The sequence below is a fragment of the Kibdelosporangium phytohabitans genome, assembly GCF_001302585.1.
Lineage (GTDB): Bacteria > Actinomycetota > Actinomycetes > Mycobacteriales > Pseudonocardiaceae > Kibdelosporangium > Kibdelosporangium phytohabitans.
In genome coordinates this window covers 7,829,529-7,856,485 of record NZ_CP012752.1, presented here as the reverse complement: position 1 = coordinate 7,856,485, position 26,957 = coordinate 7,829,529, and the positions used below count along the sequence as shown (strand labels likewise).

Below are 26,957 nucleotides of genomic sequence, written 5' to 3'. Positions count from 1 at the left end.
TACAAACCAAACCTGTCACCCGATCGAGGAAGCATAAGACGTATCGCTACGTTGTAGCTTAATCTCCTACCCCTACGAATCAGAGGAGCGATCATGAACCACGACGCGGAGCGCGAGCAGCACCTGGCCGAGCAGGCGGCGTACACCGAACGACTGGAGGCGATGGTGGTGGCCCAGGCGCCCAGGTTGTTCGCGGCGGTGGTGACCAGGCAGGGCGGGACCGTGGAGCAGACCGAGAGCCGCGTCTTCGGGTGGGGAATGGAGTTCGACGACGGCGCGTACATGGTGACGGCGGGCGGGAGCAACCACTTCTTCCTGTCGGAAGCGGACAACGCGCTGAACTACATCAGGGAAGCGGAGGACACGATCAAGGACATCGTCTGGGTGCCGCCGGCAGCACCCACCACGGACTGGTAGCCAGTACAGTTGCAATTGCCAGCGCCCGCGAAAGTTGCGGTCGCTGTGTAATTGGACGGAGTGGTGAACCCATGTCGCTGGACGACGACGCCGCAGAAGCACGAGCACAGGGATGGCGCACGCTGGCAGCCCTGCACGCCTCGATCGAGGACGCGCTCGAACGGGCCCTGCAGCGCGAGTTCGACCTGTCCGTGAGCGAGTACAGCGTTCTGGACGTACTCGCCCGGCAGGACGGATGGCACATGCGGATGAACCAGCTGTCCCGAGCGGTGGTGCTGAGCCAATCAGCGACAACCCGCCTCGTAACCCGCATGGAGAACAGAGGCCTCCTGTCTCGCTACCTCTGCGTAGACGACCGCAGAGGCATCTACACGGAAGTAACCGCGGCCGGTCACGACCTGCTAGCCGGAGCCCGCCCCCTGCACGACGCCACCCTCGCCGAAGCACTGCGAGAGGCACAGAAGCTGCCGGAACTCGCCCCTCTGGTCGACGCGCTGGCCCGCTTGCCGATCAGCCCCGCCACAGCCTGACCCAGCTTCGACCCCGGCTGCCACTCGGTTTCCGGCTCGGTCCTTTGCTGGCCTGCTTGGCTTGGCGCTCCTTCCGCTGCGTGCGATGGCTTGTTCCTTTCACTGCACGTGATGGCTTGGGCCTTTCGCTTCCAGCCTCGCCCTCCCAGCCCTGACCCTCCAGCTCCAGCTCCGCCGAGACGTGGTCCGATCGCTTGGCCTCTCAGTCAGGCTTGATCTTGGGTGCCTGCCAGTTTCCGCGACGCCCTGGCCTCTGGTATCGACCCGCCCGGCAGGCTTACCTCGACTGTCGTGTCGTGGCTTGGCCCTGCCGCCCAGTCGGCTCTTGCCGCCCACAGCCGTGCCGCCCCGCTCTGTCGACCAGCCAGCCTTGCCGCCCAGCGGGCCTTGCCGCCCAGCCAGCCTTGCCGACTAACCAGCCTTGCCGCCCAGCGGGCCTTGCCGACTAACCAGCCTTGTCGCCCAGCGGGCCTTGCCGAGCAGCGGGCCTTGCCGCCAAGTCAGCCCTGTAGACCGGTCAGCCTTGCCGGTCAGTCAGCCTGCCGGGACGTAGCCCGACCGCTGGGTAACTATGCGGGCATGCCCTGGCTGATGGTCAGTCCCGCGCTGCGAACCCCGGCTGCTGATCAACCTACGAGATACTGAATTCAGCCACTGGTCGGCCTCGACGGAAGTGGGTGGCTGCTGCCCAGCTCTGCCAAGGTTTGGACTCTTGGATACCAGTCTGGCTGGTGCTGATCCCTGGTGCTGGTTGGCTCGTGAATGCTGAATTCAGCCGTTGGTAACCCTGCCGCAGCGTGCGTCTGGCCGCGCTCGCCTGCCCTGTGCACGTTTGGACTCTCGGTTGCCACTGTCGTAGGTCGGCTGGTCCTGGTCGGTCTTGGTGAATGTTGAATTCAGTCGCCGGTTGCCCTGCCATCAGGGGAGCGGCAGGCCGAAGCTCGGCGCGGGCAAGGGAGATCGGCCCGGCGTGCTGGCATGCCGCGCCCCGGGCCGACCTTGGCAATTCAGCCCTTCGAAATACTGAATTCAGGCGCCAGGGCGGCCACGCGAAGTAACCCCCACACAGCCGCGCTGGCAGAAACCCCGGAGCAACCCGGGCCGGATCGTGCGCGGTGTCGGCGGCGGCGTATCACTCGGGCTTGGTGAGGTTGCCCCACTGGCCGTGGTGGATGACCTCAGCGGCGCCGCGGCGGGTCCGTGTGGCCGCTGAGCCGATGACGGGGACGTCCTCGGCGCGGTAGCCGATCAGGATCGCGCCGAGCGGCGCGTACTCGCCTGGGATGCCGTATTCGGTCTTCACGCCGTCGAGGTGCTTGGGTTCGATGCCGAAGAACAGTGCCCCGAGGCCCTCGTCGACGGCGCTCAGCAACATCATCAGCGACGCCATCCCTGTGTCGATGTACCAGTAGGGCGCGGGCCAACGGGCCTCGGCGCGGTCCTCCCAGCCCTTGTCATCCTCCGCGTAACGGTCGAGGTACGCCTGCTTGTGGGCCAACGGGATCACGATCAGGGGCACATCGCGTGTACTCGGCCAGTGCTCCGGGACTCCGGGAGCGAACTGCCAGAACCGCGCCCTGTCCGCCGGTGCCGTCAGCGCGAGGAACGCCCAGCCTTGCGAGAACCCGGCCGACGGCGCGCGCAGCGCGCTGCCGAGGATCTTCTCGACGACTTCGGGCGCCAGCGGCTGGTCGGTGAAATGCCTGACCATGCGGCGACGCCGGATCACTTCAGCGAATTCCACTTGACCGATCCTATGGCCTGCCACTGTGTGTAACCAGCGGTTATCGCGGAAACACCCGGGTACACCTTCCCCAAGCCGTCGTTGAGCCGGACACCAGCCGTCCACGGAACTGTGCGGGTGGTGCGGACCCAGCGCCTGGGAGAGGAGTAGTGATGACCACCCCGATACAAACGACCGAACGAACCACGGCAGCGGACGAACTGCCCTCGCCGCGCACATCCGCGGAGACCGAGTACGAGTTCGAGCCGACCATCGTGCGTGGCCGCGAGTGACCTAAGTGGATGGAGACAGCGGGGCACCCCTGGTCGCCTGGGGGTCGCGAGCCAGGGGTGCGCGGCGGCCTCGGGGTGTTGCCGCCCATTCCGGTGGTTTGTGATCCGCTGTGTTCTCAGTGGATTCTCAGCACTTGAGGTTCTGCAAGGGTTTCAGTGGCGCTTCCGGCTCGCTGAGGGGGTGGTGCGAGCCGGAAGCGCCGAGGGGTGGTCCTGGGGGTCGACCACCCCTCTTCAGCAACCCCTGGCCCGTGGAGGGGGGATACGCGGGCCAGCGGTCGAGGCGGCCTCTGGGGGTCGGCCGCCTGTTGGGCAACAGGTCTGCTGTGTCAGACCACCCCCGGCTCGCGGAGGGGGGAGTACGCGAGCCGGGAGGTGGACTGACTGGTGCGGCGGTCGCCTCTCGGCGAGTGGCGCATGGGGGCTCCGGTTTCCCGGTGTTCCCCGATGGCTTTGGTTGCGGCCCGGGGACTCGTTCCGCACCAGTCACTTAGCTTAACTCGCCAACTGGCCCTGGTGTTCCGCTCGGGGGTGTGACGTGGCTCGCCCTGGGTATTCCCTGGACAGGAAGGGAGTTCGAGATGCCTGTGCGCGCAATGATACGCCTGTTCGTCACGGCGGTCGGTGTTTTCTTCGTCGTGCTCGCGATTTCCGGGTTCGCCTCGATCAGCGACGCCACCACCGTCGGCGGCGGCCTGCGCGGTGGCAACGACGCGGACCTGTTGTGGGGCCTGTTCAGCGTCAACACCGTGCTGAACTTCATCCACCTGCTGTTCGGAGCACTCACGATCATGGCCGGGTTCATGGTCGACCGGACGAGGATGCTGGCGTGGACGATGGTTGGCGCCTTCGCCGCGCTGCTGGTCTACGACATCGTCTCCATGCTGCTCCTGACCGGGACGGATCCGTTGGCAGTCAACAGTGCCGACGCCTGGTTGCACGCCATCACGACCGTCGTCCTCGTGGTCGCGATCGTGCTGGCAGCCAAACAACGGGCACCCGCGCCCACCGCAGGCGTGGCATCCAGGCCCGCGCATAACCATCCATAGTGGACTAGTCATGGTGTGGGCAGCCGCAACGCTGCCCACACCGTCTTCCCGCCGGTGAAGGTCGGTGTGCAGCCCCAGGACCGCGCCACGGCGGAGACGAGCAACAGACCGCACGGCGACACCCCGCCTTCCAGCCGTTCTCGCATGACAGCTGGTCGCGGGTCGTCGTCGGACACCGTGAGGGTGAGCAGGCCACGGCGCAGTTGCATCCGCAGCAACGCCATGGAGTCGGTGTGTTTCAGTGTGTTCTCCACAAACGCGGTCGCCACGGTCATCGCATCGGTGACCATATCCGCGACGTGCCACCGTTCACAGGTCTTCCGAACGAAGTACCTGGCATGACGTGTGCTCAGTCCCGACGGTGGCAGTTCGAGTGACGCCGTCGACCGGGGCGTGTAGGTGTCGACCGCGGACATCGCTGCCGTGATCGACGCGTACACGGGTGCGAATCGCGCGGCGGTCGCTTCCCGCTGGCAGTCGTCTCGTACGACCAGTAACACCGGCACGCCTGGCCAGTCCGCGACCCGCATGGAGACCAAGGAGAAGACGCTCAACGCCGACGAGGACGGCATCCGTAACCGGTCGACGTCGACAATCAGACCGTCGGGCTGCTCGGCCGCGTACTTCAGCAGGGTGTCGCGGAACTCCGGGTAGGTCGTCGCGTCCAGCACGCCGACCGGGCGGGCGACGGTGACCCCTTGCCGGTTCTCGACACCGAACCGCAGGTCACTGGTCCTCATCCCCGCTCCCTCCTCAGACCACGCTGACCAGCCGAAGCAACGTACTCACCTGGAGGTACCCCGCGGCGGCGAAAAAAATTCGTCCGACGGCCGATCCGGATCACGGACGGCTCCGTATAGATGGTGTCCAGGGAGGACGAGGCGCATGACCGACCCGACAAGGATTGGTTATGCCACAACCCCATACCGTGCGTGTCTTACGCAGGTCACGTGCTACCGCAGCGCTGCTCGCGGTGGGTGCGGCGCTGGCAGGCGGGTTGGTCCCCGGCTCGGCCACCGCGTCCAGCCACCGGGAAGCGCCGCTCATCGCCGCTGACCCGACCGTCGACAACACGGACCTGTACGCGTTCGTCAGTCCGGACAAGCCGGACACCGTCACGATCGTGGCCAACTACTTCGGGCTCCAGGAACCCAACGGCGGCCCGAACTTCTACCCGTGGGCGGAGAACGCCCACTACGACATCAACATCGACAACGACGGCGACGCGAAACCCGATCTGACGTACCGCTACACCTTCGCCACGGACGATCGCCGGAAGAACGCCACGTTCCTCTACAACAACGGCCCGGTCACGTCGATCAACGACGAGAACCTGTTGTTCCGCCAGAACTACAAGCTGGAGCTGATCGACCAGCGCGGCGGCAGCAAGGTGCTGTTGCGCAACGCGCGTTCGGCGCCGTCGAACGCGGGCGCGGCGTCCATGCCGGACTTCCGGGTCATCCGCGACCAGGCGATCGCCAAGGTCCCCGGCGGCGGGCTGAGCTACGCGGGCCCGGCCGAGGACGCGTTCTTCGCCGACCTGCGCGTGTTCGACCTGCTCTACGGCGGCAACCTGACCGAGGTCGGCCAGGACACGCTGCGCGGCTTCAACGTCAACACGATCGCGTTGCAGATCCCCACCCACATGCTGGCGCTCAAGGGCGACGCGAAGCGCAACCCGGTGATCGGGGTGTGGGCGGACACCGAACGCCAGTCGATCAAGCTCTCGCCGGGGCAGGCCAAGGCCGATGGACCGTTCGTGCAGGTGTCCAGGCTGGGCAACCCGCTGGTCAACGAGGTCGTCGCGCCCGCGGGCCTCAAGGACGCGTTCAACGGCCTCACCCCCGACCAGGACGGCAAGGTCAAGGCCCTCGTCGACCGCGTGACCGATCCCGAACTGCCGAAGCTGATCGAGCAGATCCACAAGATCCAGGCGCCTGCCGGGGCCCGCGCCGACCTCGTCGAGATCTTCCTGACCGGGATCACCACCAAGGCGGGCGGCCCGATCAAGGCGGACCTCAACTCGCAGCTCAACAACGCCGACGTGATGGCGCACATGTTCGTGCCGTCCGAGATGCTGCGGCTCAACACCGCGATCCCGCCCAACGCCCAGCCCAACCGCCTCGGCCTGCTCGGCGGCGACCAGCAGGGCTTCCCCAACGGCCGCAGGCTCACCGACGACGTCGTCGACATCGCGATCCAGGCCATGGAAGGCGCCGCGCAGTCCGGCGCGCTCGTCCAGGCGCTGGCCACCGGCGACAAGGTCGACGCCAACGACGTCGCGTTCGAGCACAAGTTCCCGTACGTGGCCGTGCCCGGCAACGCCTCGGTCAACTCGGCCGTCTCGACCAAGGTCGAGACGAAGTCGAGCGTGCTCGGCGACCTGCCCGCCGGCGCGCTGATCGGCGGCGCGCTCGGTGCGCTGGTGCTGCTCGGCGGCACCGTCTACTTGTGGCGCAAGCGGCCGTCCAAGGCCAGGCACCGCAGCACCCGTCCGTGGTGAGTGTCCGAATCGACGCCCGGAGGCGCGATCGCGCCTCCGGTCTCCCCGGAGGGATTGGCGTGGAGTCGTTTCTCGAACCGGACCAGCCGGACGTCGTGCGCTGGTGGCCGTTGGCGGCGCTGGTGCTCGGGTTCGCCGCGGTGTTGTCGGTGTTCACCGGCTACTCCGAGCCGGAGTCGGTGGCCGCGTCCCGGTATCCCGGTCAGCAGAACCGTGTCCTGCAATCGGTGAGCTCCCTGCAAGGCAAACTCCACCAACGGCCGACCGACGCGCCGGCGTGGGCCCAGCTCGGCTCGTCCTATGTGGAGCTGGCCAGAATCACCGCGGACGCCTCCTACTACGGCAAGGCACAGGGCGCGTTGGACAAGTCCTTGTCGTTGCGACCGGGCGACAACGGGCCCGCGATGCTCGGGATGGGCGCGCTGGCCAACGCGCGGCACGACTTCGCCGCCGCAAGAGACTGGGGGCTCAAGGCTTTGACTGTGCAGCCGCGTTCGGCCGAGGTCTACGGCGTGCTCGCGGACGCCTACACCCAACTCGGTGACGACCTCGCGGCCATGAACGCCGTTCAGGCAATGCTCGACCTGAAGCCGAATGTTGCCTCGTTCACGCGCGCATCCTACTACTTCGAAACGCACGGCCGCGCGGACGACGCCCGGATGGCGCTTGAGCGGGCCCTCACGGCCGCGGGTGCGCCGGACGAGATCGCCTTCTGCCGTTACCACCTCGGCGAGCTCGCCTTCAACTCAGGTGACCTCGATGGCGCCGAACGCCACCACACCCAAGGACTTGCGCTGGTGGCTGACCAGACTTTGCTGCACGGAAAGGCGAAAGTGGCCGCAGCCCGTGGTGAGACGGACAAAGCGTTGACCGGATACCAGAACCTCGTCACCCGGGCCCCGCTGCCGCAGTACATCCAGGAATACGGCGAACTGCTCGCCGCCGCCGGCCGGTCCGGTGACGCCGCCGCTCAGTTCGAGATCCTGGCACAGCAACAGAAACTGATGCAGGCCCAGGGCGCGACCGACGACCTGTCGACCTCCCTGGCGCTGGCCGACCACGGCGACAAGGCCGAAGCGCTGCGCCGGGCCGAGTCGGAGTGGGGGCGCCGGCAGAATGTCCTGGTCGCCGACGCGCTGGCGTGGGCGTTGCACGTGAACGGACGCGACGCCGAAGCGTTGCCGTACATGACCAAAGCGATGGCGCTGGGATGGGACAACGCGCTGTTCGCGTATCACCGCGGGATGATCCACTTGTCACTCGGTCAGCGCGCCGAAGCCGAGCAGTACCTGGCGAAAGCGCTGAGTACCAACCCGAACTTCTCGATCACGCACGCGCCGGTCGCGCGTGGACACCTGCAAGCCCTGCGGAGTGGCCGATGAGAACACTGGTGAAAGCGGGACTGGTGGCCGCTCTCGCGCTGCCCGCGTTGCTGCTGGTGGCCGGCCAGGCGGACGCGCATCCGCTCGGCAACTTCAGCGTCAACCACTACAACGGGCTGCACGTGCACCCGAACCGGGTCGACTTGCGTTCCGTCGTCGACCTCGCCGAGATCCCCACGCTGCAGGAGAAGTCGATGGACGCCGGGCGGGAGTGCGGTGCGCTGGCCGCGTCCATCCGATCCAGTGTGGACTCGTCGGCGCTGGCGTGGTCGGTCCGATCGTCACACGTGGAACACCCGAAGGGACAGGCCGACCTCGCGACGACCCGGCTGACGTGCGAGCTGACCGCTCCCGTCCGGATCCGCGGCCCGGTCACCCTGTCGTTCAGCGACTCGTTCCGGCCTGACCGGGTCGGCTGGCGGGAGATCACCGCCGTCGGGTCGGGCGTCGCACTGGATTCGACCGTCCCGACGGCCAGCGTCAGCAACGAGCTGCGCCAATACCCCGAGGACCTGCTCGCCAGCCCGCTGGATGTGCGCACGGTGAGCGTGAAAGCCCAGCCCGGCCAAGGGGCTGCGGCTGCTGTTCCGGCGCCATCCAGGGGAGACGCGGGGTTGCTCGACCGTGCGTCGCTCGCGCTGGCGGATTTCGTCGGTACGCGTGAGCTGACTCCGTTGATCGGCCTGCTGGCCGTGCTGCTTTCCCTGGTACTAGGAGCTTCGCACGCCGCGCTGCCCGGACACGGCAAGACTGTGATCGCCGCCTACCTCGTGGGGAGACGGGGAACACCGCGGGACGCTGTTGTGGTCGGCGCGACGGTGACGTTGACGCACACCGCCGGTGTCCTGGTGCTGGGGCTGCTGTTGAGCCTGTCCAGTGTGCTGGCGGGGGAGAGCGTGCTGCGCTGGATGGGTGTCGCCAGCGGGTTGCTGATCGCCGGTATCGGCGTGGTTCTGCTGCGGTCCGCAGTGCACAACCGTGAACCCGCCCTCGTCGGCCACGGCCACGGCCACGGGCATGGACATGGGCACGGCCAGCGGTTCGGCAAGGGCAGTCTGATCGGGATGGGCGTGGCCGGCGGCCTGGTGCCCAGCCCGTCAGCGCTCGTGGTGCTCCTCGGCGCGATCGCCTTGGGGCGCACCTGGTTCGGTGTCCTGCTTGTGCTCGCCTACGGGCTGGGCATGGCCGCGATGCTGACCGCGGCCGGGCTGCTGCTGGTCAAGTTCTCCGACCGGCTCGACGGCTGGGCGCCGCGGTTGCGGATGCGACGCCTGATCGCGGCCGCGCCGTCGATCACAGCCGGGATGGTTCTGCTGGTGGGAATGGGACTGACGGTCCGCGCGGTGCTCGGCTGACTCACCAGGTGACCGGGAGACGGGCCACGCCGTAGATCCCGCGTCCGACGTTCAACGGCACCTCGCCCGGGTCGACCGCCAGCCGCAGGTTCGGGAAACGCTTGAACAACGCGCCGAACGCGACCCGCATCTCGATCCGGGCCAGCTGCTGCCCGAGGCACTGGTGCACGCCGTGCCCGAACGCGAGGTGGCCTGCCGTCGACCGGGTGACGTCCAATTCGTCCGCTCGCTCGAAAGTGTCCCGGTTGGCCGCGGGCAGTGACACCAGGACCGTCTCGTCCTTCCTGACCGTCTCGCCGCCGAGTTCGACGTCCTCCAGCGCGGTCCTGTTCACCTCGAACTGGACGATGCTGAGGTACCGCAACAGTTCCTCGACCGTGCCCGGAACGTCCTCGGGCAGCCTGGCGAGCTGCCCGGGGTGGCGCAGCAGGGCGAACGTGCCGAGCCCCAGCATGTTCGCGGTGGTCTCGTGCCCGGCGAACAGCAGCATGATCGCGATCCCGGTGAGCTCCACGTCGTCGAGATCGCTGTCGGTGATCAACCCGCTGACCAGGTCGTCACCCGGCTTGGCCCGCTTTCGCGACACCAGGTCGTGCAGGTACCCGAAGAGCGCCTCGCCCGCCGCGTCACGGACTTCGGGGCTGACGGAGGGCTCGACCATGTGGTGCGAGTTCGTCTCGAAGAACTCGTGGTCGGTGTAGGGGATCCCCAGCAGATCGCAGATGACGCGGGACGGCAACGGCAACGCGAACGCCTGCACCAGATCCGTCGGCGGTGTCATGGCGTCGAGCAGTTCCTCGGTGATCTGCTCGATCCTCGGTTCGAGCAACCGCATCCGCCGCACGGTGAACTGCCCGGTGAGCAGCTTGCGGTACCGGGTGTGCTCCGGCGGGTCCATGAACGCGAACGATCCCGGTGACGCGGGCATGCTCGTCGGCCGGATCGGGGAGCGCACGATCTCGCCGCGTGCGCTGAACCGCCCGTCCGACAGCACTTTCCGAGCTTCGGCGTGGGTCGTGACGATCCAGCCGAGCGAGCCGTCGCCGAAGCGCAGCCTGCTGACCGGGGCCGCCCGGTCAACTCGGCGGGTGGGTCGAACGGTGAAGTCCTCGCAATCGGGAGCGCATCAGTCATGCGTACATCGTACGCGCCGAACTAGGCGCGAAGTGCTCTATATTTACCGCTGGCGCACTAGTGCGCTTACGGTTTGCGGCCGACCGCGCCGACGATGCAGTACGAGACCTGCGTGAGCGGCTTGATCCGCGGGCCGTCCGGCCACCAGTTCGCGCACAGCACCAGACCGGGGTCGACCAGTTCGAGGCCGGGGAACATGTCCAGGATCTCGTCGCGGGTGCGGAACAGGCCCGTGCCCATCGGGCTGTGCAGGAACGTGTCCTCCATCCGCCGCGCCAGGCCGCTGTACTCCTCGGTCTGCGGGTCGAAGAAGTGGCTGATCGCCACGAAGGAGCCGGACGGCAGCGCGTCGACGTACGCCCGCATGATCGACTCCGGGGTGCGATCCCCGTCGTAGTGGTGGATCGTGCCCAGCTGGAACAACGCGACCGGCTCGGTGAAGTCGATCTGCTCGCGGACGATCTGGTCGGCCAGCACCTCCTCCGGCTTGAAGATGTCGGCCGAGGTCAGGTACGTCTGCTCGTTCTCCTCGAGCAGCGCGCGGCCGTGGGCGAGCACCACCGGGTCGTTGTCCACGTAGACCACCCGGGACTCCGGCTGGATGCGCTGGGCCACCTGGTGGGTGTTCTCCGCGGTCGGCAGGCCGGACCCGAGGTCGATGTACTGGGTGATGCCGGTTTCCATCGCGATGAACCGGGTGGCGCGGATCAGGAAGGCGCGATTGTCGAACGCGAGCTGCGCGGCCTCCGGAGCCACCTGCTGGACCCGGCGCAGCACCTCGCGGTCGACTTCGTAGTTGTCCTTTCCGTTGAGAAAGGCGTCGTAGACCCGCGCGATACTGGCCTTTGTCGTGTCGATATGCGTTGGTACGAGCTCCTGCGACATTTGATCCTCTCAGCCCGCAATCGTCAGTCGGGGTTTTCTATCCCATCACACCCGCATTGTCATCGGCAGGGCCACCTGGCTAACGTGGCGGTCTAGTCCGTTCAGGTGAGGTATGGTCTGCTGATCATTTTGCGACTACTATGAGTAGGTTTTGGGGCGGGGTTGGGTGGAAGGGAGCTGGATGCCAGTGGACGGTCGGACCGGTGTGGACCACGGCGCCGCGGACGGCGGCGCCAATCGCCCGGCTGGGCCGGTCGCGCTGCGCATCATTCTCGGAACCCAGTTACGGAAGTTGCGCGAGGCCGCTGAAATTTCACCGGCCGAGGCCAGCGCCTGCATCCGCGGCTCCAAATCGAAGATCAGCAGGCTGGAACTCGGCCGGGTCGGGCTCAAGGAGCGTGACGTCGCCGATCTGCTCACCCTCTACGGCGTGTACGACAAGGCCGAACGTGAGCAGTTCCTGCACATGGTCCAGCAGTCCAACGAGCCGGGCTGGTGGTACCGCTTCGCCGACCTGATGCCGGACTGGTTCCAGGACTTCGTCGGCCTCGAAGAAGCCGCGACCCGCATGCTCACCTGCGAGACGCAGTTCGTGCCCGGCCTCATGCAGACCGAGCACTACGCCCGCGCGATCGCCACCAGCGGCCACCCCGACCTGGCCACCGAGGACGCCGAATGGCGCGTCACGCTGCGGATGCGCAGGCAGAAGGTGTTGCACCGGCCGTCGCCGCCGCGGCTGTGGGCGGTGATCGACGAGTCGGTCCTGCACCGCCCGCTCGGCGGCAGGGAAGTCCTGATGGAGCAGATCGACCACCTGCTCGAGCTGACCACGTTGCCGCACGTGACGCTGCAGGTCGTGCCGTACGGGCTGTCCGGATACGCGGCGGAAGGCGCGTTCACGATGTTGCGGTTCGGCGAGCGGGAATTGCCGGACATCGTCTACATCGAGCACCTGACCGGCGCTTTCTACCTCGACAAACGCGTCGACGTCGAGCAATACGGGCGCGTATTCGATCAGTTGACAGTCGACGCGGCCACGCCGCGGGAGACCCGGCAGTGGTTGATGAAGGCGCGCGCCGCGCTCTGATCTTCGGCCTGGAACCATCACCCTGATAGACCTAAGCGGACGCATCCGCGCGTGCTACGGTTGACCGCAATCCCGGATGCAATTGCATCTGCATCACCTTCGATCTAGGAGGATCCGCGATGCACGCCGCCGCGTCCTCTCCCGCTGATCTGTCGTGTCTGTCGTGGCGAAAGAGCAGTCACAGCGGAAAGAACGGCAACTGTGTGGAACTCGCGTGGCTCACGGACGGTCGCGTCGCCGTCCGCAACTCGCGCAATCCGCACGGCGCCGTCCTGATCTATGACGCTTACCGCCTGACGTCATTGGTCGACAGGATTAAAGAGGGGGGCGCGCGATGAACGCTGCCGAAGTCACCGAAGAACGACTACGGCAACTGATCGCACGCGGTTTCAAATTCGTGCACCCGAGAGATGAATCGGGGGACATCACCGCGATTGTCGGTGTCCGTCCGCACCACGACGTGATCGACGTGGTCCAGCTGCGCACCGAGGACGACGCGGTGGCGTTGCGGCTGGCGGGCGACACCAAGGACGTCCTGGCGCCGTCCTCGCACAGCTGGCGTTCGGCGGGTCCGGCGCCACGCGTGCTCGACGACCTGCTCAACCTCCCCGACGTGACCGTCGAACAGGACAACCCGCCCATGACCAACGGCTGCTGGATCCACACTGACAAGAACCGCGCGAAGTGGGTACCGGCAAGGTCGGAATGAGGGTGGGATCGGAGATCCCGGCCCAGCGGCGCTGGCCGAACCGGTTGCCCCCGCCGGTGAGGAGCAGTGGCGACGGCGCCGGGATCTCGTTAACGATCGGTGGCACGATGAGGACGTGGAGCGCGAGAAGATAACCCTCACCGGCGCACAGGAAACCATGCTCGCCACGCTGTACGGGCGCGCGCTGGACAGCCGCAGACCGAACTCCGTGCTCAACGACGTCGAGGCGGCCCGCGCGGTCACGCGGATCGACTACGACTTCCGCAAGACCAAAATGGAGGGTACGAGCGCGGTCGGCGTGGCCATCCGCGCCAAAGTCCTCGACGACTGGACCCGGTCGTTCCTCGACACGAATCCCACGGCGACAGTCCTGCACCTCGCGTGCGGCCTGGACACCCGCGTACAACGGGTCTCGCCGCCGGACACCGTGCGATGGCTGGACCTGGACCTCCCCGACGTGGTCGCGTTGCGCACCCGTCTGCTCGACCTGCCCTCCGGCGACTACCGGCTCGTCGGTGCTTCCGTCACGTCCGACTCGTGGCTCGACGACGTGCCCGCGGACCGCCCGACGGTCGCGGTCTTCGAAGGCCTGTCCATGTACCTGCACAAGCAGGACGGCAAGCGGCTGATCGAACGGATCACCAACCGGTTCCCCTCCGGGCAGCTGCTGTTCGACTGCTACGGGTCGCTCGGGATCAAGCTGCAGAAGCTCGTCCCCGCGGTCCGCAACGCCGGCGCCACGCTGCGCTGGGGGATCGACGACCCGCACGAGATCGAGACGTGGCACCCCGGCCTGACCTGCCTGGACGCGCTGCGCAGCGTGGACATGCCCGGTTTGGAGAACCTGCCGCTGCCGGGTCGCGTCAGCCTGCGCGTGCTGGCGCGGATCCCCGGGCTGCGGGACGCCGGACGGATCCTGCGCTACCGCTTCTAGCCTGACGGTCAGAAAAAATTCGAACAAATGTTCGAACCGCTGACCAGGGATTTTGCGGTCTCGCTAGGCCGGAAGAGTGACGAACGGCTGTGCGACAACCTCAAAAATGTCAGACCCCTTCGGTAGCTTGCACGGTATGAACAGAACCGATCGACAGTTCGCCCTGGTGGAGGAGCTTCGCGCGGCCGCACCCGAGCCGCGTGCGGCACGGTGGCTGGCAGATCGTCTCAGCGTCTCGGTCCGGACGATCGAGCGCGACCTGGCTGCCTTGCAGGAGTCAGGCCTCCCGGTCTACGGCGACCGGGGACGACGCGGGGGCTACGTACTGGACAAGGACCGCGCCTTGCCCATGTTGACCATGACGACCGAGGAGGCCATGGCGGTCTCCGTGGCCTTACGGGAGCTGCGCGGGGCTCCCTTCGAAGCGGCGGCGCGGTCAGCGCTGTCGAAACTCGTGGCGATGATGCCGCAGCAGGACCTCGAACGCGCGGAACAACTCGTCGACCGCGTCCGGCCGGTGAACGCCCCACCCGGTCCCCGGTCAGCGGTGCCCCGCCCGATCCAGCGCGCCCTGGAAACCGGCCGCGTCCTGAAGATCAGGTACCACGACGGCAACGACGCGACCACCGACCGCACCGTTGAGCCCATGGGTCTCTTACACGGTCCCCGCGGCTGGTACCTGCTCGCCTGGTGCCGCCTCCGCGACGCACCCCGCGGCTTCCTGCTCGACCGCGTCCACAACGCCGAAGTCGGGGAGGAATCCGTGGTCGACCGAAGCGTCGACCTCAACCCACCGGGGGCGACTGACGCCCCCAGCCTCCGCGTCGCAGGCTGACCAGTCACAACCTGACCAGCCACGGTTTGACGCGGTACTGACTGGCCGATCGTGGCTGTTCCCTTGCAAGATTGTCGCGGGTTTGGCGAATGGCGACCGCTGTCTGTTCGCCAAGCCTGCGGTGGCCAACGCCCCTGGCCGCCGCGTCGCAGGCTGGCCGACACGGGCTGATCAGGCATGGGCTGCCCAGCCACGGCTTGGCCCGGCGCAGGCTGGCCGGTCGCGGCTGGCCACTGCGGGTTTGTCCGCTGCGGGTTCGGCAAATGGCGACTACCGCCTGTTCGTCAAGCCCATGATGGCCGATGCCTGGTTCGTTTGCCGTGTGTCAGATAGCTGGGGGTGGACTGGAGTTTGTGGTCGGCCGGGGTGTCGGCCTGAACCCACCGGGGGCGATTGGCGCCCCAGTCTCCGCGTCGCGGGCTGACCGACCACGGGCTGACCAGCCACGGCCTGGCCAATCAGGGCTTGACTTGGTGCAGGCTGGCCGGTCGCGGCTGGCCCACTGCGGGTTTGTCCGCTGCGGGTTTGTCCGCTGCGGGCTTGTCCGACAGCTATCCCAACCCTATTCGCCTTGTGCCGCATAGGCGACTGCTGCTCCTCAGCTACGCCGGCTGGGAAATGGTTGCGTCGCAGCGTGGACCGCCGTGCGTGACGCGGAGATGGCTGTGGTCGCCGCTGTCGGTCGCCGGGCCCGCCACCGGCGGCCGGGTGTCACAAGGCCTCGCCATGAAATTTGGCAACCCAAGCAACGAAGGCGGCCTTCGGTGCATCAGATCTGGCCGAGGCGTAGCTCCGAAAAAGGACGCACGATTCAGCTCGACCACGCTGAGGCGTCGCCGAGGACGCTCCACACCAGACATACACCCGTTCCGGGGAATGTGCGTTACCTGACGGCATGCGGGGCGTTACGTGTAGGTGGGCGCGCGACGAGGCGTGCTGCCGGAGTGCCAACGGAGGTGCTGTGGTGCGTGGTGTCCGATGGCGTGTGGGTCGGTTGGCGTTGGCCTTGATGCTGGCGGTGGTTCCGCTCACCGGCTTGCCGGTTTCCGCGAGCGCCGCCGGCTCCGGTGATTCCGATGTGGCACGGGCTGTCTGTGGCCCCGGGTCCGCTCCGGAGACCGGGCTTCAGGGGCAGGTTCCGCTGGCCGATCGCCGCAGTGGCCGCAGCCAGCAGGGCGGTTACCACTGCAACCTCGACCTCCTCGGCCAGTTCCAGGGCCAGGGCCAGGCCACCATCGGCGCGTCCTACGGGCACTGCCAGTACCTCGGCACCGTGGTGACCAGCACGTTGCTGGCCAAGCACCGCGGTGTCAACGTCGTCGACTTCAGTGATCCCGCCAACCCGAAGCTCACCGCTTCTCTCGCCAGTCCCGCCATGCTGGGTGGCACGTGGGAAACGCTCAAGGTCCACCAGGAGCGCGGGCTGTTGGCTGCTGTGTCCGTCGGTGCGGGCAACGGTGGCATCTTCTTCTCTGTCTACGACGTCAAGACCGACTGTGCGCGTCCCCGTTTGCTCAACAGCGTCGCCGGGACGGACCTCACGCTGCCGATGTTCATCCCCGGTGGTCATGAGGGCGGTTGGGCGCCGGATGGCCGTACCTACTGGGTCACCGGTGTCGTGGGTGGCACGATCACCGCGATCGACGTGGTCAACCCCGCTCGTCCGCGGGTCGTGTACTCCGGCGTCGTCGGGTTGACCCATCACGGATTCGGCGTGAGCAACGACGGCAACCGCATCTACGTCGCCAGTATCGCTCCGGCCGGGATCACCGTGTTCGACTCGAGCGACATCCAGCGCCGCGCGTTGTTCCCGATGCTGCGTCAGGTTTCCAGTCTTTCCTGGACCGATGGCCTGATCAGCCAGCACGTCATCCCGTTCACCTCGGGTGGACGGCCCCACCTCGTCGTCGAGGACGAGTTCGCGTCCGGCGGCGTGCGGATCGTCGACATCGCCGACGAGCGGGCGCCCAGGATCGTGCGCAGGCTCAAACTGGAGATCAACCGCCCGGAGAACGTGTCCGCCAGGGCCGCCGACACCGCGAGCAACGGCATCTTCGGCTACGAGGCGCACTACTGCTCGCTCGACCGCCCGACCGATCCGACCGCGTTGGCGTGTGGCTGGACCCAGTCGGGAATCCGGGTCTTCGACGTCCGCGATCTGAACCGTCCCAAGGAGATCGCGTACTTCAACCCGCCGGGCCAGGCTGCCCGGCGCGGCCAGCTGGCGAACTCGGCACACGTCACCTCCACCCTCGGCAGCCCTGTTTCGGACTTCGTCAACGGCAACTTCGGCACCCCGCCGTACGTCGGGATCGTGGACCTGACCGCTGACTGGTGCATGTCGCCGCCGAGGTTCGACGGCAACAAGCTGTGGGTGGCCTGCGACGACAATGGCGCGCTCGCGTTGCGGTTCGCCAACGGCGCGTACCCGCTGTCATGAGCGCGACCGTGCGCAGGAGGGTTGTCCTCGCCGTTGCCGCGGTGGTCCTGGTTGGCATCGGGGCGTTGGGCGGTGTGCTGCTGACGCCACGGTCGGAGCCGGGTGGGCATCCCGTCGACATCGGGTTCAGCCAGGACATGATCGTGCACCACCAGCAGGCCGTGGACATGGCTGAACTCCTGCGCGGCCGTGCCTCACCGCAGATCTCCTCGATCGCGGCGGGTATCGCGGCCAACCAGCGCAAGGAGATCGGCCTGTTCCAGGGCTGGTTGTCGCTGTGGAACGCTCCGCAGGTCCCCACCGGCCACAGCCACGGCGACGGCGCTCCGATGCCCGGCATGGTTTCGATCCCCGACCTGCACCGGCTGGAGGACGCCAGCGGGACCGACCTGGACATCTTGTTCCTGCAGCTGATGGTGCGCCACCACCAGGGCGGTGCCCGGATGGCCGACGCCGCCGCGCGAACCGCGCACCAGCAACAAGTTCGTGACCTGGCCAAGGTCATCTCCGCCGACCAGCAACGTGAGATCGCCACCATGACCGGAATCCTGGCGAGCCTCGGCAGCGTCCCGCTGCCCGCGCCGCAGTAGTTGCACAGTCCTCATCGGACTGGCATGGCGTGGCACCCTTCGGCGTGCCACCAGGTGCGGAAGGCGGCGTTGCAGCCCTGGTGTTCGGCGTAGGCCTTGCCGATGTGCTGGACGATCCGGTGGATCCTCGCGCTGATCGGGGTTCCGTGCCGGTAGACCAGGCGCAGCCTTTGCCGCAGCGGATGTCCTTCCAGCGCCCGGATCGCCAGGCCCGGTGCGGACTCCGTCGTCGCCACGACCGGTGCCACAGCGGCCGTCGACAGGAGCAGGCGCCTGGCTTCCAGCAGGTTCGCCGCGGTCAGTCGATTGTGGAGTGTGACGCCGGCGTGGTTGCAGACGTGCCGCAAGTACGTCGGCCACGTTGTCGTGCCAGCTGGTTCGTCCACCCACGGGTAGTCCGCCAGCGCGCGCAGCGACAGCCCCGGCGCCACGGCCAACGGGTGGCTTTGCGACATCATCACGAAGACCGGCTCGGCGGGGTGGATGACGCGTTCGCGGACCGCCGCCGGGGTCGGCAACGCCACCGGTGGCCAGTCGTAGACCAGTGCGACGTCCAGTTCGCCGTTCACGATCAGCCGGATGTTGATCCGGGAATCCGGGTTGTCGCTCAGCCGCACGCCGGACACCCACGGCTCGCTGACCAGTCGTCTGCCGAGTTCACCCATCATGATCCCGGCGTAGCCGCCGATGCGCACCCGCATCGGCTCCTTCGGCTCCGGTCGCGGTGACGGGCCCGGCTCCGCGCGGACAGTCTGCCGCGCACCGGTCAGCACCGAGTCGCCGAACGGTGTCGGCACGCATCCGGAACGGCTGCGCACGAACAGGTCGCCGCCGAGCGACTGTTCGATCCGGCGCAGTTTCGCCGACAACGCCGCCTGGGACGTGCGCAACCGCACCGCCGCCCGGCCGATGCTGCCAGCCTCTGCCACGGCGATGATCACCCGCAGATGATGGTGTGTGATGTCCACGCTTTCCTGTTCCCCCGTGTCACCGGTCACGGCCGGGCAGGCGCGCACCTGCCCGGCCGCATTCAGGTACTCAGCACTCGCTCGCGTACGGGAATCCAGGCCCAGCCCTGGCCTGGTGCCTTGCTGCCTTGATTGACATGCAGGGGAACTCCTTGTAACGCTGTGCGGGGAAATGCCGTGACGGACATGCGCGAAGCGCGATTGCGGCGGCATGCGGGCACGCCCGGGAGCGGGCCGTTGCCCACTTCGGTTTCGGTTTTGCCAGACGCGAAACAAGCCTTCCCGTGCGCCGCGGATGCCCGGTACTGCACTCGCCTGCCTTGCGGGGTGTTTCGATCACCTCGTTTTGTCGCAGCCCATGCCCGGCTGTGCCCACTGAACGCACCGGCGGGTCGCGCCGGGCGATCTCGTCAACTGTGCAGTACGAAAGCGCGCCGTGATGAGAACAGAGGGGCATAACCCCAGCCGATACCCCTGGTGAACGGCGGCCCGGCCGCCTCCGGTTCCCGGGGCGGACAGCGGCCGGACGCCCCAGCAACCGGCAGGTCCGCACGGATAGTCGCCCGAAAGGGCGGTGTTGATCTAGTGGGTGCGCGAGAACCTGTAACCCGAGCCAAGCCGAGGCAGAAGGAGTCATTCATGGCGGCGACTTACGGCGCCCCAGGCGTCTACATCGAGGAGCGTCCCAGCGGTTCGATGCCGCTGCAAGGTGTGGGCACGGCCGTCGCGGCGTTCGTGGGTTTCACCGCGACCTACAACGCCGACGCGGGCGACCCGACCGACCCCGACGGTGTGAAACCGCAACTGGTCACGAGCTGGCCGCAGTACGAGCGGATCTACGGCGGGTTCGCACCGGGCATCCTGCTGCCGCACTCGGTGAAGGGTTTCTTCGAGAACGGTGGCGGCATCGCCTACATCGTCCGGATCCCCAGCGCCAACGGCCAGGGCAAGGCGCAGCGCGCGCTGCCCGCGTCCGGCCGCCAGGAGATCGAGACGCTGAACGTGGAGGCCATCGACCCGGCCGCCACCTACGACGTGGTCATCGAGCCCGCGCCACCCGCCGACGGGGAGCAGTCCAGCCAGGAGTTCACGCTCAAGGTCGTCGACAACGGCCAGGTCCGCGAGGAGTTCGGCGGCGTCCACCTCGGACGCGGCCCGAAGAGTGCCGAGAAGACGATCAACGAGCGGTCCAAGCTGATCCGCGTCGAGGTCAAGAGCGCGCAGGGCCTGTCGGTCGCCGAGCGCGCCCCGGCTCCCGGCCGGTACGCCATCCAGGCGACCGCGCCCGTGACGAACTCCGTCTCGCCGACCGAGTTCGAGGGCTCCGAGGTCTCGCGCACCGGTTACGAGGGCCTCGCGATCGCCGAGGACGTCACGATGGTCGCGATCCCCGACCTGATCACCGTCGCCACCCGCGAGGACGGGACCTTCGACACGGAGGGCTACCTCGCCGCGCAGGCCAAGCTGGTCGACTGGTGCGAACGCAGCCACACCAAGATGGCCATCCTGGACTCCCCGCCCGGCCTCAACGCCCAGCAGGCGCTCGAATGGCGCAGTGCGCTCGGCAAGGACAGCGCCTTCGGCGCCGCGTACTACCCGCACCTGGTCGTGCAGAACCCGTTGGCGCGTCCCGGCGCCACCGAGAGTGAGAAGTTCCTGACCGTTCCGCCGTCCGGCCACGTCGCCGGTGTGTGGGCACGGACCGACGCGGCGCGTGGCGTGTGGAAGGCACCGGCCAACGAGGTCGTGCGCGGCATCGCCCGGCTCGCGGGGGACGTGACCACCGGTGAGCAGGACCTGCTCAACCCGCAGCAGGTCAACTGCATCCGGTCGTTCGGTGCCAACGGCATCCGCATCTGGGGCGCCCGCACGCTGGCCGCCACCGACCAGAGCTGGCGCTACATCAACGTCCGGCGGCTGTTCAACTTCATCGAGGAGACCATCCGCCAGGGCACCCAGTGGGTGGTGTTCGAGCCGAACGACGCCGACCTGTGGGCACGGGTCAAGCGGACGATCAACGCGTTCCTGCGCAACCTGTGGATGCAGGGCGCGCTCGTCGGCAACACGCCGGACCAGGCGTTCTACGTGCTGTGCGACGAGAGCAACAACCCCGCGTCCTCTGTGGACGAGGGCAAGCTGATCGTCGACGTCGGGCTGGCGCCGGTCAAGCCGGCCGAATTCGTGATCTTCCGCCTCAGCCAGTGGCAGGGCGGCGCGGAGACCTCGGACTGAGCAGGGATAGGGAGCAGACGCTATGTCAGACGTGACAGCCACGAACATCTTCGTGATCGAGGCCGACGGGATCGAGCTCGGCACGTTCATGAAGTGCAGCGGCGTGGTCAACGAGTCCGAGGTCATCGAGCACAAGGAACTCAACAAAGAGGGCCGCATGATGATCATCAAGACCATCGGCGCCCTGAAGTGGTCCGACATCACCCTCGAGCGCCGCGTCGACAACGACACAGGTCTGTGGGAGTGGCGCAAGGAGATCATCCAGGGCGACATCACCAAGGCGCGCCGCAACGGCTCCATCGTGGCCAAGAACTCCAAGATGGAGGAGGTCGCCAGGTGGAACTTCACCAACGCCTGGATCTCCAAGTGGGAGGGCTCGGAGCTCTCGGCCGACGCCAACGCGGTGAGCACCGAGAAGGTCACCATCACGCACGAAGGTCTTGAGCGGGTATGAGTGAGTCGTCGGTACGGGGCCGGGCTCATGCGACGCGACTGCACCAGATCGGGGAGCTCGCATGAGTCTGAACACCGAGTACCCGTTCACGCTGCCCAAGGGCTACGTGGATGAGGAAGGCGTGCTCCACCGCGAGGGCGTCATGCGGCTGGCGACCGCTCGTGACGAGATCGAGCCGTTGCGCGACAACCGCGTGAAGGACAACGAGGCGTACGCGACGGTGATCGTGCTGGCCAGGGTGGTGACCGAGCTCGGTACGTCCGGCCGGGTCACCACCCGCACCATCGAGCGCTTGTTCGCCAGCGACTACCGCTACCTGCAGGACTTCTACCGGGTGATCAACTTCGGTGACCCGTCGGTGCTGCAGTCGATGGAGCCGGGCAGCCCTTTCCCCGAGGAGGCGGCAGCCGTGGGCTGACACGATACGCCGCCGCGACGCTGTGGCGTGAGATCACGTACCTGGCCTACCACTTGCACTGGGGGTTGGACCAGTTGCTCGATCTCGAGCACGGCGACCGGATCACGTTGCTGGAGGAAGTAAGCACATTGAACGAGCGTTTCTGGCAGGGGATCGGTGGCGGCAATGGCGAATAACCCGGTGCGCAAGACCGACCCGCCGTTCGCGGGCCAGTTCGTGTTCAAAGTGGACGGCCTGACGATCGGCACGTTCCTCGAGGTCTCCGGCCTGTCGGTGCAGATCGACACCGAGGAGCTCGTCGAAGGCGGGCAGAACCAGTTCACGCACAAGCTGCCCAAGCAGATGAAGTGGCCCAACCTCGTGCTCAAACGCGGGATCACCGAGTCGAACACGCTCTTCGACTGGTTCGCGAAGTGCTCGGGGGAGGGCTTGGAGTCCGCAGGCAACAAGATCGAGCGCAGGCACGGCTCGGTCGAGCTGAAGGACTCGACCGGCAACGTGGTGCGCAGCTGGGACTTCACCGAGGCCTTCCCGGTGAAGTGGAGCGGTCCCAAGCTGGCCGCGACGTCCAAGGACCTGGCCACCGAGGAGCTGGAGGTGTGCCACTGTGGCTTCAAACCGTCGAAGTAGCGGCCTCGGCGGCCGTCTGCGCGGGCTGGTCCCGTTTCGCCGTAGGCAACCGGCGGCCCCGCGGGCCGCTCCAGTAGTATCGGCCAAGTCGCTGGCAGTCCGCCCGCCGTGGTGGCGGATGGCGGTCCAGCGGCTTGTCGGCGGTTTGCTGCCGGGGTTCCGTGCCGGCAGCTTCCCCGCATCCGGGGCGACGCGCCATGCGCCGACCTACACCCCGGGCCGACCGGCCGAGCGGCCGCTGCTGGCCCGGTGCAGTCCGTTGACCAGCAGGGCTTCCGTGCTGCGCCGGGGTTTGGTGTCCGAAACCAGGGGCACGGTGGTCGGCGGGTCGACCGCGCACCTGGCGATGGCCCCGCCACCCGGTGCCGCGGTCGCCGCTGACCAGCAAGTTGTTGAGCCCCAGCAACTTCCTGCCCAGCAACTTCCTGCCCCGCGGTTTTCGGGCCAGCAGTTCCCGGCCCAGCGGCTTCCGGTGTCGCAACCGGTGCCCGGACCGGCGGCGGTGTTGCACCGAGCCGCGTCTTGCGTTGTGGTCGCGCCGATCCGGTCGCTGGTGCGCGCGGTACGCCCGCAGGCGCCCGGCGGTGTCACGGCCGTTCAGCGAGCCGCCGCGTTCGGGCAGGTGACCCGTTCACCAGGGCCGATGTCGATGGTGGGCCCGTCGGCCGGCACCATGCGAGCCGTCGCAGCGGACCAGTCAACGGTTGCGCAACCGTTGACCTCGCAGCCGTTGACCCAGTCGCCGGCTGCGCAACCGATGACTTCGCAGCCGTTCACCGAATCACCGGTGCCTGCTCAGCCGTCCGCGGCCCGGTCTGGACCTGTCCGCCTCGCAGCGGTCCAACCACTTGTGACCCAACGGTCGCTCTCACCGGTCCTCCCGGACACGGCAGGACAATCCGCCCCGCGCCGGTCACCGTCGGCCACGGCAGCAGCCGGTGAGGTCGCCGAACGCCCCGCCTCGCCTGAGCAGCGTTGGCGCGCGGCGATCGCGTCCGTTCCGCTGGAGTCGCCGAAACCGTTCCCGACCAGCGTCCGGCCGCTCGTGGCGCAGCTGACCGGCAGCCCGGACGGCGCCTCGTACACGACCGGTCCCGCGACCCGCCGAGCCCTCACCGAGGTCGGCGCGTTGGGCGCGACCACGGGCCGGGTCGTCCACTTGGCACAGCAGCCCGGCGCCGACCCCGCCGCACTCGGTGTCCTGGCACACGAACTCACGCACGCCCGCTCACCCGTCACACGCCCGCGGTTCATGCTGCACCACCACCCGGGATCCATGGACTCCGACGAGCGACACGCCCGGACCGTCGGATCCCAGTTCGACGCCGTTGCGCCGATGCGGGTGCAACGGTTGTTCGGCGGCGGGCTGCCGAGCCCGTCCGGCGTGGTGGGTGGTCTGACCAGCCAAGCGACCGGCGCGATCGGCGGGCTGGGCAACCAGGCGGCCGGTGTGACCGAACTCGGCAGCGCCGCGAGCGGGATGGGTGAACGTCTCGCCGGCGCCGCGTCGGGCTTCGCCAACCGGATGGGCGAGGAAGCCGGGTCGGTCTCGGCCGGGCTCGTCGACAGCCTCCCGGTCGGCGGCGGCGCGAACGGCGTGGTCGGCGCGGTGTCCCAGATCGCGAAGACCGTTGTGGACAACGCGGTCCGCGAAGCCACCCAGTCCGCGATGACCGAGGCCAACCAAGCCGTCAGCCAGGTGACCCAGGCCGCGCAGGGCATGGCCGGGCAGCTGCAAGGCATGGCCACCGACGGTGTGAACGGCACGGCGGGCCAGGCCAACCAGTGGGTCAGCAACGCGATGACCCAGGCCGGAGGTGCCGCGCAGGATCTCGGCAACCAGGCCATGGGCGCGGTCGGCGACGCGCAGAACGCCGTCACCGGCGCGGCAGGTCAGGCGGTGAACGCGGCCGGGCAGGCACTCGGTGCGGGTGCGCAGCAGGCACTGTCCGGTGTGGAGCTCGACCGGATCGCCGAGGCTCTGGAAGAACGACTGCTCCGCCAGCTCGAACGCCGTGGCGGGCGCTACGCGGGGGTGTTCTAGATGGCGGCTGTGAAGGCGTACCTGCTCACTGAGAGCAAGGAGCAGATCGACTGCATGTTCAACCCGGCCGAGCTGACCATCAGCAAGTCCAACAGCTGGCAGGGCGGTGAGGCCAAGGGCAAGAACGCCCCCGAGCTGCGGTTCCAGTCCGGCCAGTCGGCGTCCATGTCGATGTCGCTGACGTTCGACACGACCCGCGACGGCGAGTCCGTCACCAAGTACACCGACAAACTGCTCAAGCTGATGAAGGTCAACCCGGCCGTGCCCGGCGCGGACCCGAGCCGCAACAAGGCACGCCCGCCGTGGGTGGAGTTCCACTGGGGCGACACGAAGTCGTTCAAGTGCATCGTCGAACGCGTGCAGATCCGGTTCACGTACTTCGCCAGCTCGGGCAAGCCGCTGCGGTGCAAGGCGGACCTCACGCTCAAGCAGTGGAAGGACGAGGACCAGCTGCCGCTGCAGAACCCGACGTCCTCCACACCGACCCTGCACACCGTGCACCAGCTGCGGCCCGGCGAGACGCTCGACCGGGTCGCCGCCGCGCACTACGGCGACTCGACGCGCTGGCGGCAGATCGCCGAGGCCAACGGCATCCTGGACCCGTTGGCGCTGCCCAAGGGCAAGCAGCTGGCCATCCCCGAGCAGGGCACGCGCCGACGGGACGGCCGGTATGCCTGAGCAGCGTCGCCTTGACGGCGTCATCCTGACCGTGGACGGCTCGCCGCTGCGCACCGAGCTCTACGGCAGGCTGATGCTCGTGCAGGTCGAGGAGTCCGTGCAGCTGCCGGACTCCTTCGCGCTGCACTTCGACGACCCGCACTTCGAGCTGTTCGACGAGGACAAGTTCCGGCCGGGTACCAAGGTGGAGATCGCGTTCCGCGCCGAGGGCGAGCCGGTGGTCGTGACATCGGGCGAGGTCACCGGGGTGTCGGTGGAGCCGGGCGTGACCGGACGGCACGAGCTGGTCGTGACCGGACTGGACCTGACCCACCGGATGGCACGCGGCGGCAAGTCCCGCGCGTTCACCAACATGACCGACGCCGACATCGCGCGCCGCGTCTCCGGCGAATACGGCCTCGACCCAGACATCGACGGCACATCGGAAGTCCGGACGCACCTGCTGCAGCACAGCGAGACCGACTACGCGTTCCTGCGCCGGATCGCGAGCTCGATCGGCTACGACTTCTGGATCACGGAGAACAAGTTCCACTTCAAGCGCAAACCGTCCGGCCGCGGCCAGGCGCCGAAGCTGACGTGGGGCGAGAACCTGCGCAGCTTCAAGGTGCGGTTCGCCTCGGTCGACGCGTGCGACGAGGTCGTGGTCACGGCGTGGGACCCGGTGGACAAGAAGACGATCACCGGGCGCGCCAACACGCCCGACCCCGGCACGGACGCCCCCGCCGCCGCGCAGATGGCCGCGGCGGCCAAGCGAGCGTTCGGCCAGGTGACCAGGCGGGCCGGGCAGTTCCCGGCCGCCAGCCAGTCCGAGGCGGACGCCCGAGCGCAGTCGTTGATGGCCAAGGCATCCGGCGGCGGGGTCGTGCTTCGCGGCGAGGCTGTCGGCAACCCGTGGATCGGTGCGGGCAACGACGTGACACTGGACAAGGTCGGCAAACGGCTGGCGGGCAAGTACCGCGTGACCGCCGTCGAGCACATCTACGGCGCCGACCGCCCGTACGTCACCCGATTCACCTGCGGCGCCAAGGAAGCCGAAAGCCTCGTCGACATGATCGGCGGCGGTGGCACCGCGAACCGGCAGGAACACCGGGGCTGGGGCAGCCTGGTCGTCGGTGTCGTGACCAACAACGACGACAAGGAAAGCCAGGCACGGGTCAAGGTGAAGTTCCCGACCCTGGCCGACGACGAGAGCCAGTGGGCCAGGGTCGCCACGATCGGCGCGGGCGCGTCCCGCGGCATCCAATGGCTGCCCGAGGTCGGCGACGAGGTGCTGGTCGGGTTCGAGAACGACGACAAGTCGCGGCCGATCGTCCTCGGTGGACTGTGGGGTCGCAAGGACAAGCCACCGGAGCCGGGATCGACGCAGGACGGCAAGGTCAAGGACCGGGTCATGGCCAGCCGCAAGGACCACCGGATCGTGCTGACCGACGACCCGAAGAGCAGGATCACCGTCAAGCTCGGTGACGCGGAGTGCGAACTGGTGCTGGAGAAGGACGAGTCCAAACTGACCGGTGAGACGAAGCTGGTGGTCAGCGCCAAGGACATCGAGATCAAGGCCGCCAACTCGCTGAAGCTGGACGCGGCGAGGATCGACATCACGGCGAAGGGCGCGATCAGCGCGACCGGCAAGCCGATCAAGCTGAACTGAGGGTTGGGGGAGTGGGAGC

Annotated in this window: 26 protein-coding genes; 21 read left to right on the top strand and 5 right to left on the bottom strand. The window is 67.8% G+C overall.

The features are described 5' to 3' along the window. Window positions 1-93 precede the first annotated feature (93 nt). Together AOZ06_RS57065 and AOZ06_RS35470 are read left to right on the top strand one after the other, a co-directional pair. Entirely contained in the window at window positions 94-417 is a 324-nt protein-coding gene (locus tag AOZ06_RS57065; RefSeq protein ID WP_054293366.1) for a hypothetical protein, read from the top strand. A 71-nt stretch (window positions 418-488) separates the two neighbouring features. Beyond that, window positions 489-947, top strand: coding sequence for a MarR family winged helix-turn-helix transcriptional regulator (locus tag AOZ06_RS35470; RefSeq protein ID WP_054293365.1), 459 nt, complete (start codon window positions 489-491; stop codon window positions 945-947). A gap of 1,132 nt (window positions 948-2,079) precedes the next feature. On the opposite strand, the gene AOZ06_RS35465 is transcribed toward AOZ06_RS35470, so the two are convergent. Further along, window positions 2,080-2,691, bottom strand: coding sequence for a nitroreductase family protein (locus AOZ06_RS35465; protein ID WP_054293364.1), 612 nt, complete (start codon window positions 2,689-2,691; stop codon window positions 2,080-2,082). Between the two features lie 853 nt (window positions 2,692-3,544). Between AOZ06_RS35465 and AOZ06_RS35460 the strand changes: the two genes are divergently transcribed. After that, entirely contained in the window at window positions 3,545-4,012 is a 468-nt protein-coding gene (locus AOZ06_RS35460; RefSeq protein ID WP_083472135.1) for a DUF4383 domain-containing protein, read from the top strand. A gap of 8 nt (window positions 4,013-4,020) precedes the next feature. Here AOZ06_RS35460 and AOZ06_RS35455 read toward each other — a convergent pair whose 3' ends face one another. Further along, on the bottom strand, window positions 4,021-4,752 hold the full coding sequence (locus AOZ06_RS35455; RefSeq protein WP_054293362.1) for an anti-sigma factor antagonist: 732 nt from the start codon (window positions 4,750-4,752) through the stop codon (window positions 4,021-4,023). Between the two features lie 170 nt (window positions 4,753-4,922). Between AOZ06_RS35455 and AOZ06_RS35450 the strand changes: the two genes are divergently transcribed. The 3 genes from AOZ06_RS35450 to AOZ06_RS35440 are packed head-to-tail and all read left to right on the top strand — an operon-like array spanning window position 4,923 to window position 9,252. Then, window positions 4,923-6,515, top strand: a complete 1,593-nt coding sequence (locus tag AOZ06_RS35450; RefSeq protein ID WP_054293361.1) for a DUF4331 domain-containing protein — start codon at window positions 4,923-4,925, stop codon at window positions 6,513-6,515. Window positions 6,516-6,574: 59 nt separating this feature from the next. Then, window positions 6,575-7,897 carry a tetratricopeptide repeat protein gene (locus tag AOZ06_RS35445; RefSeq protein WP_054293360.1) on the top strand — a complete coding sequence of 441 codons (1,323 nt, stop codon included), beginning with the start codon at window positions 6,575-6,577 and terminating at the stop codon, window positions 7,895-7,897. Next, complete coding sequence (locus AOZ06_RS35440; protein WP_054293359.1) at window positions 7,894-9,252, top strand: nickel/cobalt transporter; 1,359 nt, start codon at window positions 7,894-7,896, stop codon at window positions 9,250-9,252. Before AOZ06_RS35445 ends, AOZ06_RS35440 begins: the two co-directional genes overlap by 4 nt. A gap of 1 nt (window position 9,253) precedes the next feature. On the opposite strand, the gene AOZ06_RS35435 is transcribed toward AOZ06_RS35440, so the two are convergent. Together AOZ06_RS35435 and AOZ06_RS35430 are read right to left on the bottom strand one after the other, a co-directional pair. Then, window positions 9,254-10,246: a cytochrome P450 gene (locus AOZ06_RS35435; protein WP_335338307.1), complete on the bottom strand. Its 993-nt coding sequence runs from the start codon at window positions 10,244-10,246 to the stop codon at window positions 9,254-9,256. A 206-nt stretch (window positions 10,247-10,452) separates the two neighbouring features. After that, on the bottom strand, window positions 10,453-11,271 hold the full coding sequence (locus tag AOZ06_RS35430) for an SAM-dependent methyltransferase (protein WP_054293358.1): 819 nt from the start codon (window positions 11,269-11,271) through the stop codon (window positions 10,453-10,455). Window positions 11,272-11,452: 181 nt separating this feature from the next. On the opposite strand from AOZ06_RS35430, the gene AOZ06_RS35425 reads away from it, so the two are divergent. The 7 genes from AOZ06_RS35425 to AOZ06_RS35400 all read left to right on the top strand — a co-directional run bounded on the left by AOZ06_RS35425 (window position 11,453) and on the right by AOZ06_RS35400 (window position 17,866). Continuing rightward, the gene (locus AOZ06_RS35425) at window positions 11,453-12,358 is read left to right on the top strand and encodes a helix-turn-helix domain-containing protein (RefSeq protein WP_157233430.1); all 906 of its coding nucleotides are present in this window, start codon (window positions 11,453-11,455) and stop codon (window positions 12,356-12,358) included. 119 nt (window positions 12,359-12,477) lie between these two features. After that, window positions 12,478-12,696 (top strand): DUF397 domain-containing protein, encoded by a 219-nt coding sequence (locus AOZ06_RS54905; protein WP_083472134.1) that lies wholly within the window; start codon window positions 12,478-12,480, stop codon window positions 12,694-12,696. Then, window positions 12,693-13,067, top strand: coding sequence for a hypothetical protein (locus tag AOZ06_RS35420; protein WP_063810171.1), 375 nt, complete (start codon window positions 12,693-12,695; stop codon window positions 13,065-13,067). Before AOZ06_RS54905 ends, AOZ06_RS35420 begins: the two co-directional genes overlap by 4 nt. Window positions 13,068-13,182: 115 nt before the next feature. Next, on the top strand, window positions 13,183-14,001 hold the full coding sequence (locus AOZ06_RS35415) for a class I SAM-dependent methyltransferase (RefSeq protein WP_218921835.1): 819 nt from the start codon (window positions 13,183-13,185) through the stop codon (window positions 13,999-14,001). Between the two features lie 136 nt (window positions 14,002-14,137). Continuing rightward, window positions 14,138-14,836: a helix-turn-helix transcriptional regulator gene (locus AOZ06_RS35410; protein WP_054293357.1), complete on the top strand. Its 699-nt coding sequence runs from the start codon at window positions 14,138-14,140 to the stop codon at window positions 14,834-14,836. A gap of 1,009 nt (window positions 14,837-15,845) precedes the next feature. Further along, window positions 15,846-17,276 carry an LVIVD repeat-containing protein gene (locus AOZ06_RS35405; protein ID WP_157233429.1) on the top strand — a complete coding sequence of 477 codons (1,431 nt, stop codon included), beginning with the start codon at window positions 15,846-15,848 and terminating at the stop codon, window positions 17,274-17,276. Further along, complete coding sequence (locus tag AOZ06_RS35400; protein WP_054293355.1) at window positions 17,273-17,866, top strand: DUF305 domain-containing protein; 594 nt, start codon at window positions 17,273-17,275, stop codon at window positions 17,864-17,866. The genes AOZ06_RS35405 and AOZ06_RS35400 overlap by 4 nt, the downstream gene beginning before the upstream one ends. Before the next feature lie 11 nt (window positions 17,867-17,877). Here the strand turns inward: AOZ06_RS35400 and AOZ06_RS35395 are convergent, their stop codons facing one another. Next, window positions 17,878-18,807, bottom strand: coding sequence for a LysR family transcriptional regulator (locus AOZ06_RS35395; protein ID WP_169799021.1), 930 nt, complete (start codon window positions 18,805-18,807; stop codon window positions 17,878-17,880). A 666-nt stretch (window positions 18,808-19,473) separates the two neighbouring features. On the opposite strand from AOZ06_RS35395, the gene AOZ06_RS35390 reads away from it, so the two are divergent. The 8 genes from AOZ06_RS35390 (at window position 19,474) to AOZ06_RS35355 (ending at window position 26,938) form a co-directional block, all read left to right on the top strand. Continuing rightward, window positions 19,474-21,066, top strand: coding sequence for a phage tail sheath family protein (locus AOZ06_RS35390; RefSeq protein WP_054293353.1), 1,593 nt, complete (start codon window positions 19,474-19,476; stop codon window positions 21,064-21,066). 22 nt (window positions 21,067-21,088) lie between these two features. After that, entirely contained in the window at window positions 21,089-21,520 is a 432-nt protein-coding gene (locus tag AOZ06_RS35385) for a phage tail protein (RefSeq protein ID WP_054293352.1), read from the top strand. A gap of 61 nt (window positions 21,521-21,581) precedes the next feature. Then, window positions 21,582-21,938, top strand: a complete 357-nt coding sequence (locus AOZ06_RS35380) for a hypothetical protein (RefSeq protein WP_054293351.1) — start codon at window positions 21,582-21,584, stop codon at window positions 21,936-21,938. Continuing rightward, on the top strand, window positions 21,935-22,114 hold the full coding sequence (locus AOZ06_RS61750) for a DUF6760 family protein (protein ID WP_054293350.1): 180 nt from the start codon (window positions 21,935-21,937) through the stop codon (window positions 22,112-22,114). The genes AOZ06_RS35380 and AOZ06_RS61750 overlap by 4 nt, the downstream gene beginning before the upstream one ends. Then, window positions 22,104-22,568, top strand: a complete 465-nt coding sequence (locus AOZ06_RS35370) for a phage tail protein (protein WP_054293349.1) — start codon at window positions 22,104-22,106, stop codon at window positions 22,566-22,568. The genes AOZ06_RS61750 and AOZ06_RS35370 overlap by 11 nt, the downstream gene beginning before the upstream one ends. A gap of 118 nt (window positions 22,569-22,686) precedes the next feature. Next, the gene (locus AOZ06_RS35365) at window positions 22,687-24,612 is read left to right on the top strand and encodes an eCIS core domain-containing protein (protein ID WP_054293348.1); all 1,926 of its coding nucleotides are present in this window, start codon (window positions 22,687-22,689) and stop codon (window positions 24,610-24,612) included. Continuing rightward, window positions 24,613-25,290 carry a CIS tube protein gene (locus AOZ06_RS35360; RefSeq protein ID WP_054293347.1) on the top strand — a complete coding sequence of 226 codons (678 nt, stop codon included), beginning with the start codon at window positions 24,613-24,615 and terminating at the stop codon, window positions 25,288-25,290. It abuts the gene before it with no gap. Beyond that, the gene (locus tag AOZ06_RS35355; protein ID WP_054293346.1) at window positions 25,283-26,938 is read left to right on the top strand and encodes a VgrG-related protein; all 1,656 of its coding nucleotides are present in this window, start codon (window positions 25,283-25,285) and stop codon (window positions 26,936-26,938) included. The genes AOZ06_RS35360 and AOZ06_RS35355 overlap by 8 nt, the downstream gene beginning before the upstream one ends. The last annotated feature ends 19 nt before the right edge of the window (window positions 26,939-26,957 follow it).

What these genes read in the sequence shown, in the direction of transcription:
- AOZ06_RS57065 (WP_054293366.1), top strand. Translation starts at nt 94, where the DNA reads ATGAACCACGACGCGGAGCGCGAGCAGCACCTGGCCGAGCAGGCGGCG.
- AOZ06_RS35470 (WP_054293365.1), top strand. Translation starts at nt 489, where the DNA reads ATGTCGCTGGACGACGACGCCGCAGAAGCACGAGCACAGGGATGGCGC.
- AOZ06_RS35460 (WP_083472135.1), top strand. Translation starts at nt 3,545, where the DNA reads ATGCCTGTGCGCGCAATGATACGCCTGTTCGTCACGGCGGTCGGTGTT.
- AOZ06_RS35455 (WP_054293362.1), bottom strand. Translation starts at nt 4,752, where the DNA reads ATGAGGACCAGTGACCTGCGGTTCGGTGTCGAGAACCGGCAAGGGGTC.
- AOZ06_RS35450 (WP_054293361.1), top strand. Translation starts at nt 4,923, where the DNA reads ATGCCACAACCCCATACCGTGCGTGTCTTACGCAGGTCACGTGCTACC.
- AOZ06_RS35440 (WP_054293359.1), top strand. Translation starts at nt 7,894, where the DNA reads ATGAGAACACTGGTGAAAGCGGGACTGGTGGCCGCTCTCGCGCTGCCC.
- AOZ06_RS35430 (WP_054293358.1), bottom strand. Translation starts at nt 11,271, where the DNA reads ATGTCGCAGGAGCTCGTACCAACGCATATCGACACGACAAAGGCCAGT.
- AOZ06_RS35425 (WP_157233430.1), top strand. Translation starts at nt 11,453, where the DNA reads ATGCCAGTGGACGGTCGGACCGGTGTGGACCACGGCGCCGCGGACGGC.
- AOZ06_RS54905 (WP_083472134.1), top strand. Translation starts at nt 12,478, where the DNA reads ATGCACGCCGCCGCGTCCTCTCCCGCTGATCTGTCGTGTCTGTCGTGG.
- AOZ06_RS35420 (WP_063810171.1), top strand. Translation starts at nt 12,693, where the DNA reads ATGAACGCTGCCGAAGTCACCGAAGAACGACTACGGCAACTGATCGCA.
- AOZ06_RS35410 (WP_054293357.1), top strand. Translation starts at nt 14,138, where the DNA reads ATGAACAGAACCGATCGACAGTTCGCCCTGGTGGAGGAGCTTCGCGCG.
- AOZ06_RS35405 (WP_157233429.1), top strand. Translation starts at nt 15,846, where the DNA reads ATGCTGGCGGTGGTTCCGCTCACCGGCTTGCCGGTTTCCGCGAGCGCC.
- AOZ06_RS35400 (WP_054293355.1), top strand. Translation starts at nt 17,273, where the DNA reads ATGAGCGCGACCGTGCGCAGGAGGGTTGTCCTCGCCGTTGCCGCGGTG.
- AOZ06_RS35390 (WP_054293353.1), top strand. Translation starts at nt 19,474, where the DNA reads ATGGCGGCGACTTACGGCGCCCCAGGCGTCTACATCGAGGAGCGTCCC.
- AOZ06_RS35385 (WP_054293352.1), top strand. Translation starts at nt 21,089, where the DNA reads ATGTCAGACGTGACAGCCACGAACATCTTCGTGATCGAGGCCGACGGG.
- AOZ06_RS35380 (WP_054293351.1), top strand. Translation starts at nt 21,582, where the DNA reads ATGAGTCTGAACACCGAGTACCCGTTCACGCTGCCCAAGGGCTACGTG.
- AOZ06_RS35370 (WP_054293349.1), top strand. Translation starts at nt 22,104, where the DNA reads ATGGCGAATAACCCGGTGCGCAAGACCGACCCGCCGTTCGCGGGCCAG.
- AOZ06_RS35365 (WP_054293348.1), top strand. Translation starts at nt 22,687, where the DNA reads ATGGCGGTCCAGCGGCTTGTCGGCGGTTTGCTGCCGGGGTTCCGTGCC.
- AOZ06_RS35360 (WP_054293347.1), top strand. Translation starts at nt 24,613, where the DNA reads ATGGCGGCTGTGAAGGCGTACCTGCTCACTGAGAGCAAGGAGCAGATC.
- AOZ06_RS35355 (WP_054293346.1), top strand. Translation starts at nt 25,283, where the DNA reads ATGCCTGAGCAGCGTCGCCTTGACGGCGTCATCCTGACCGTGGACGGC.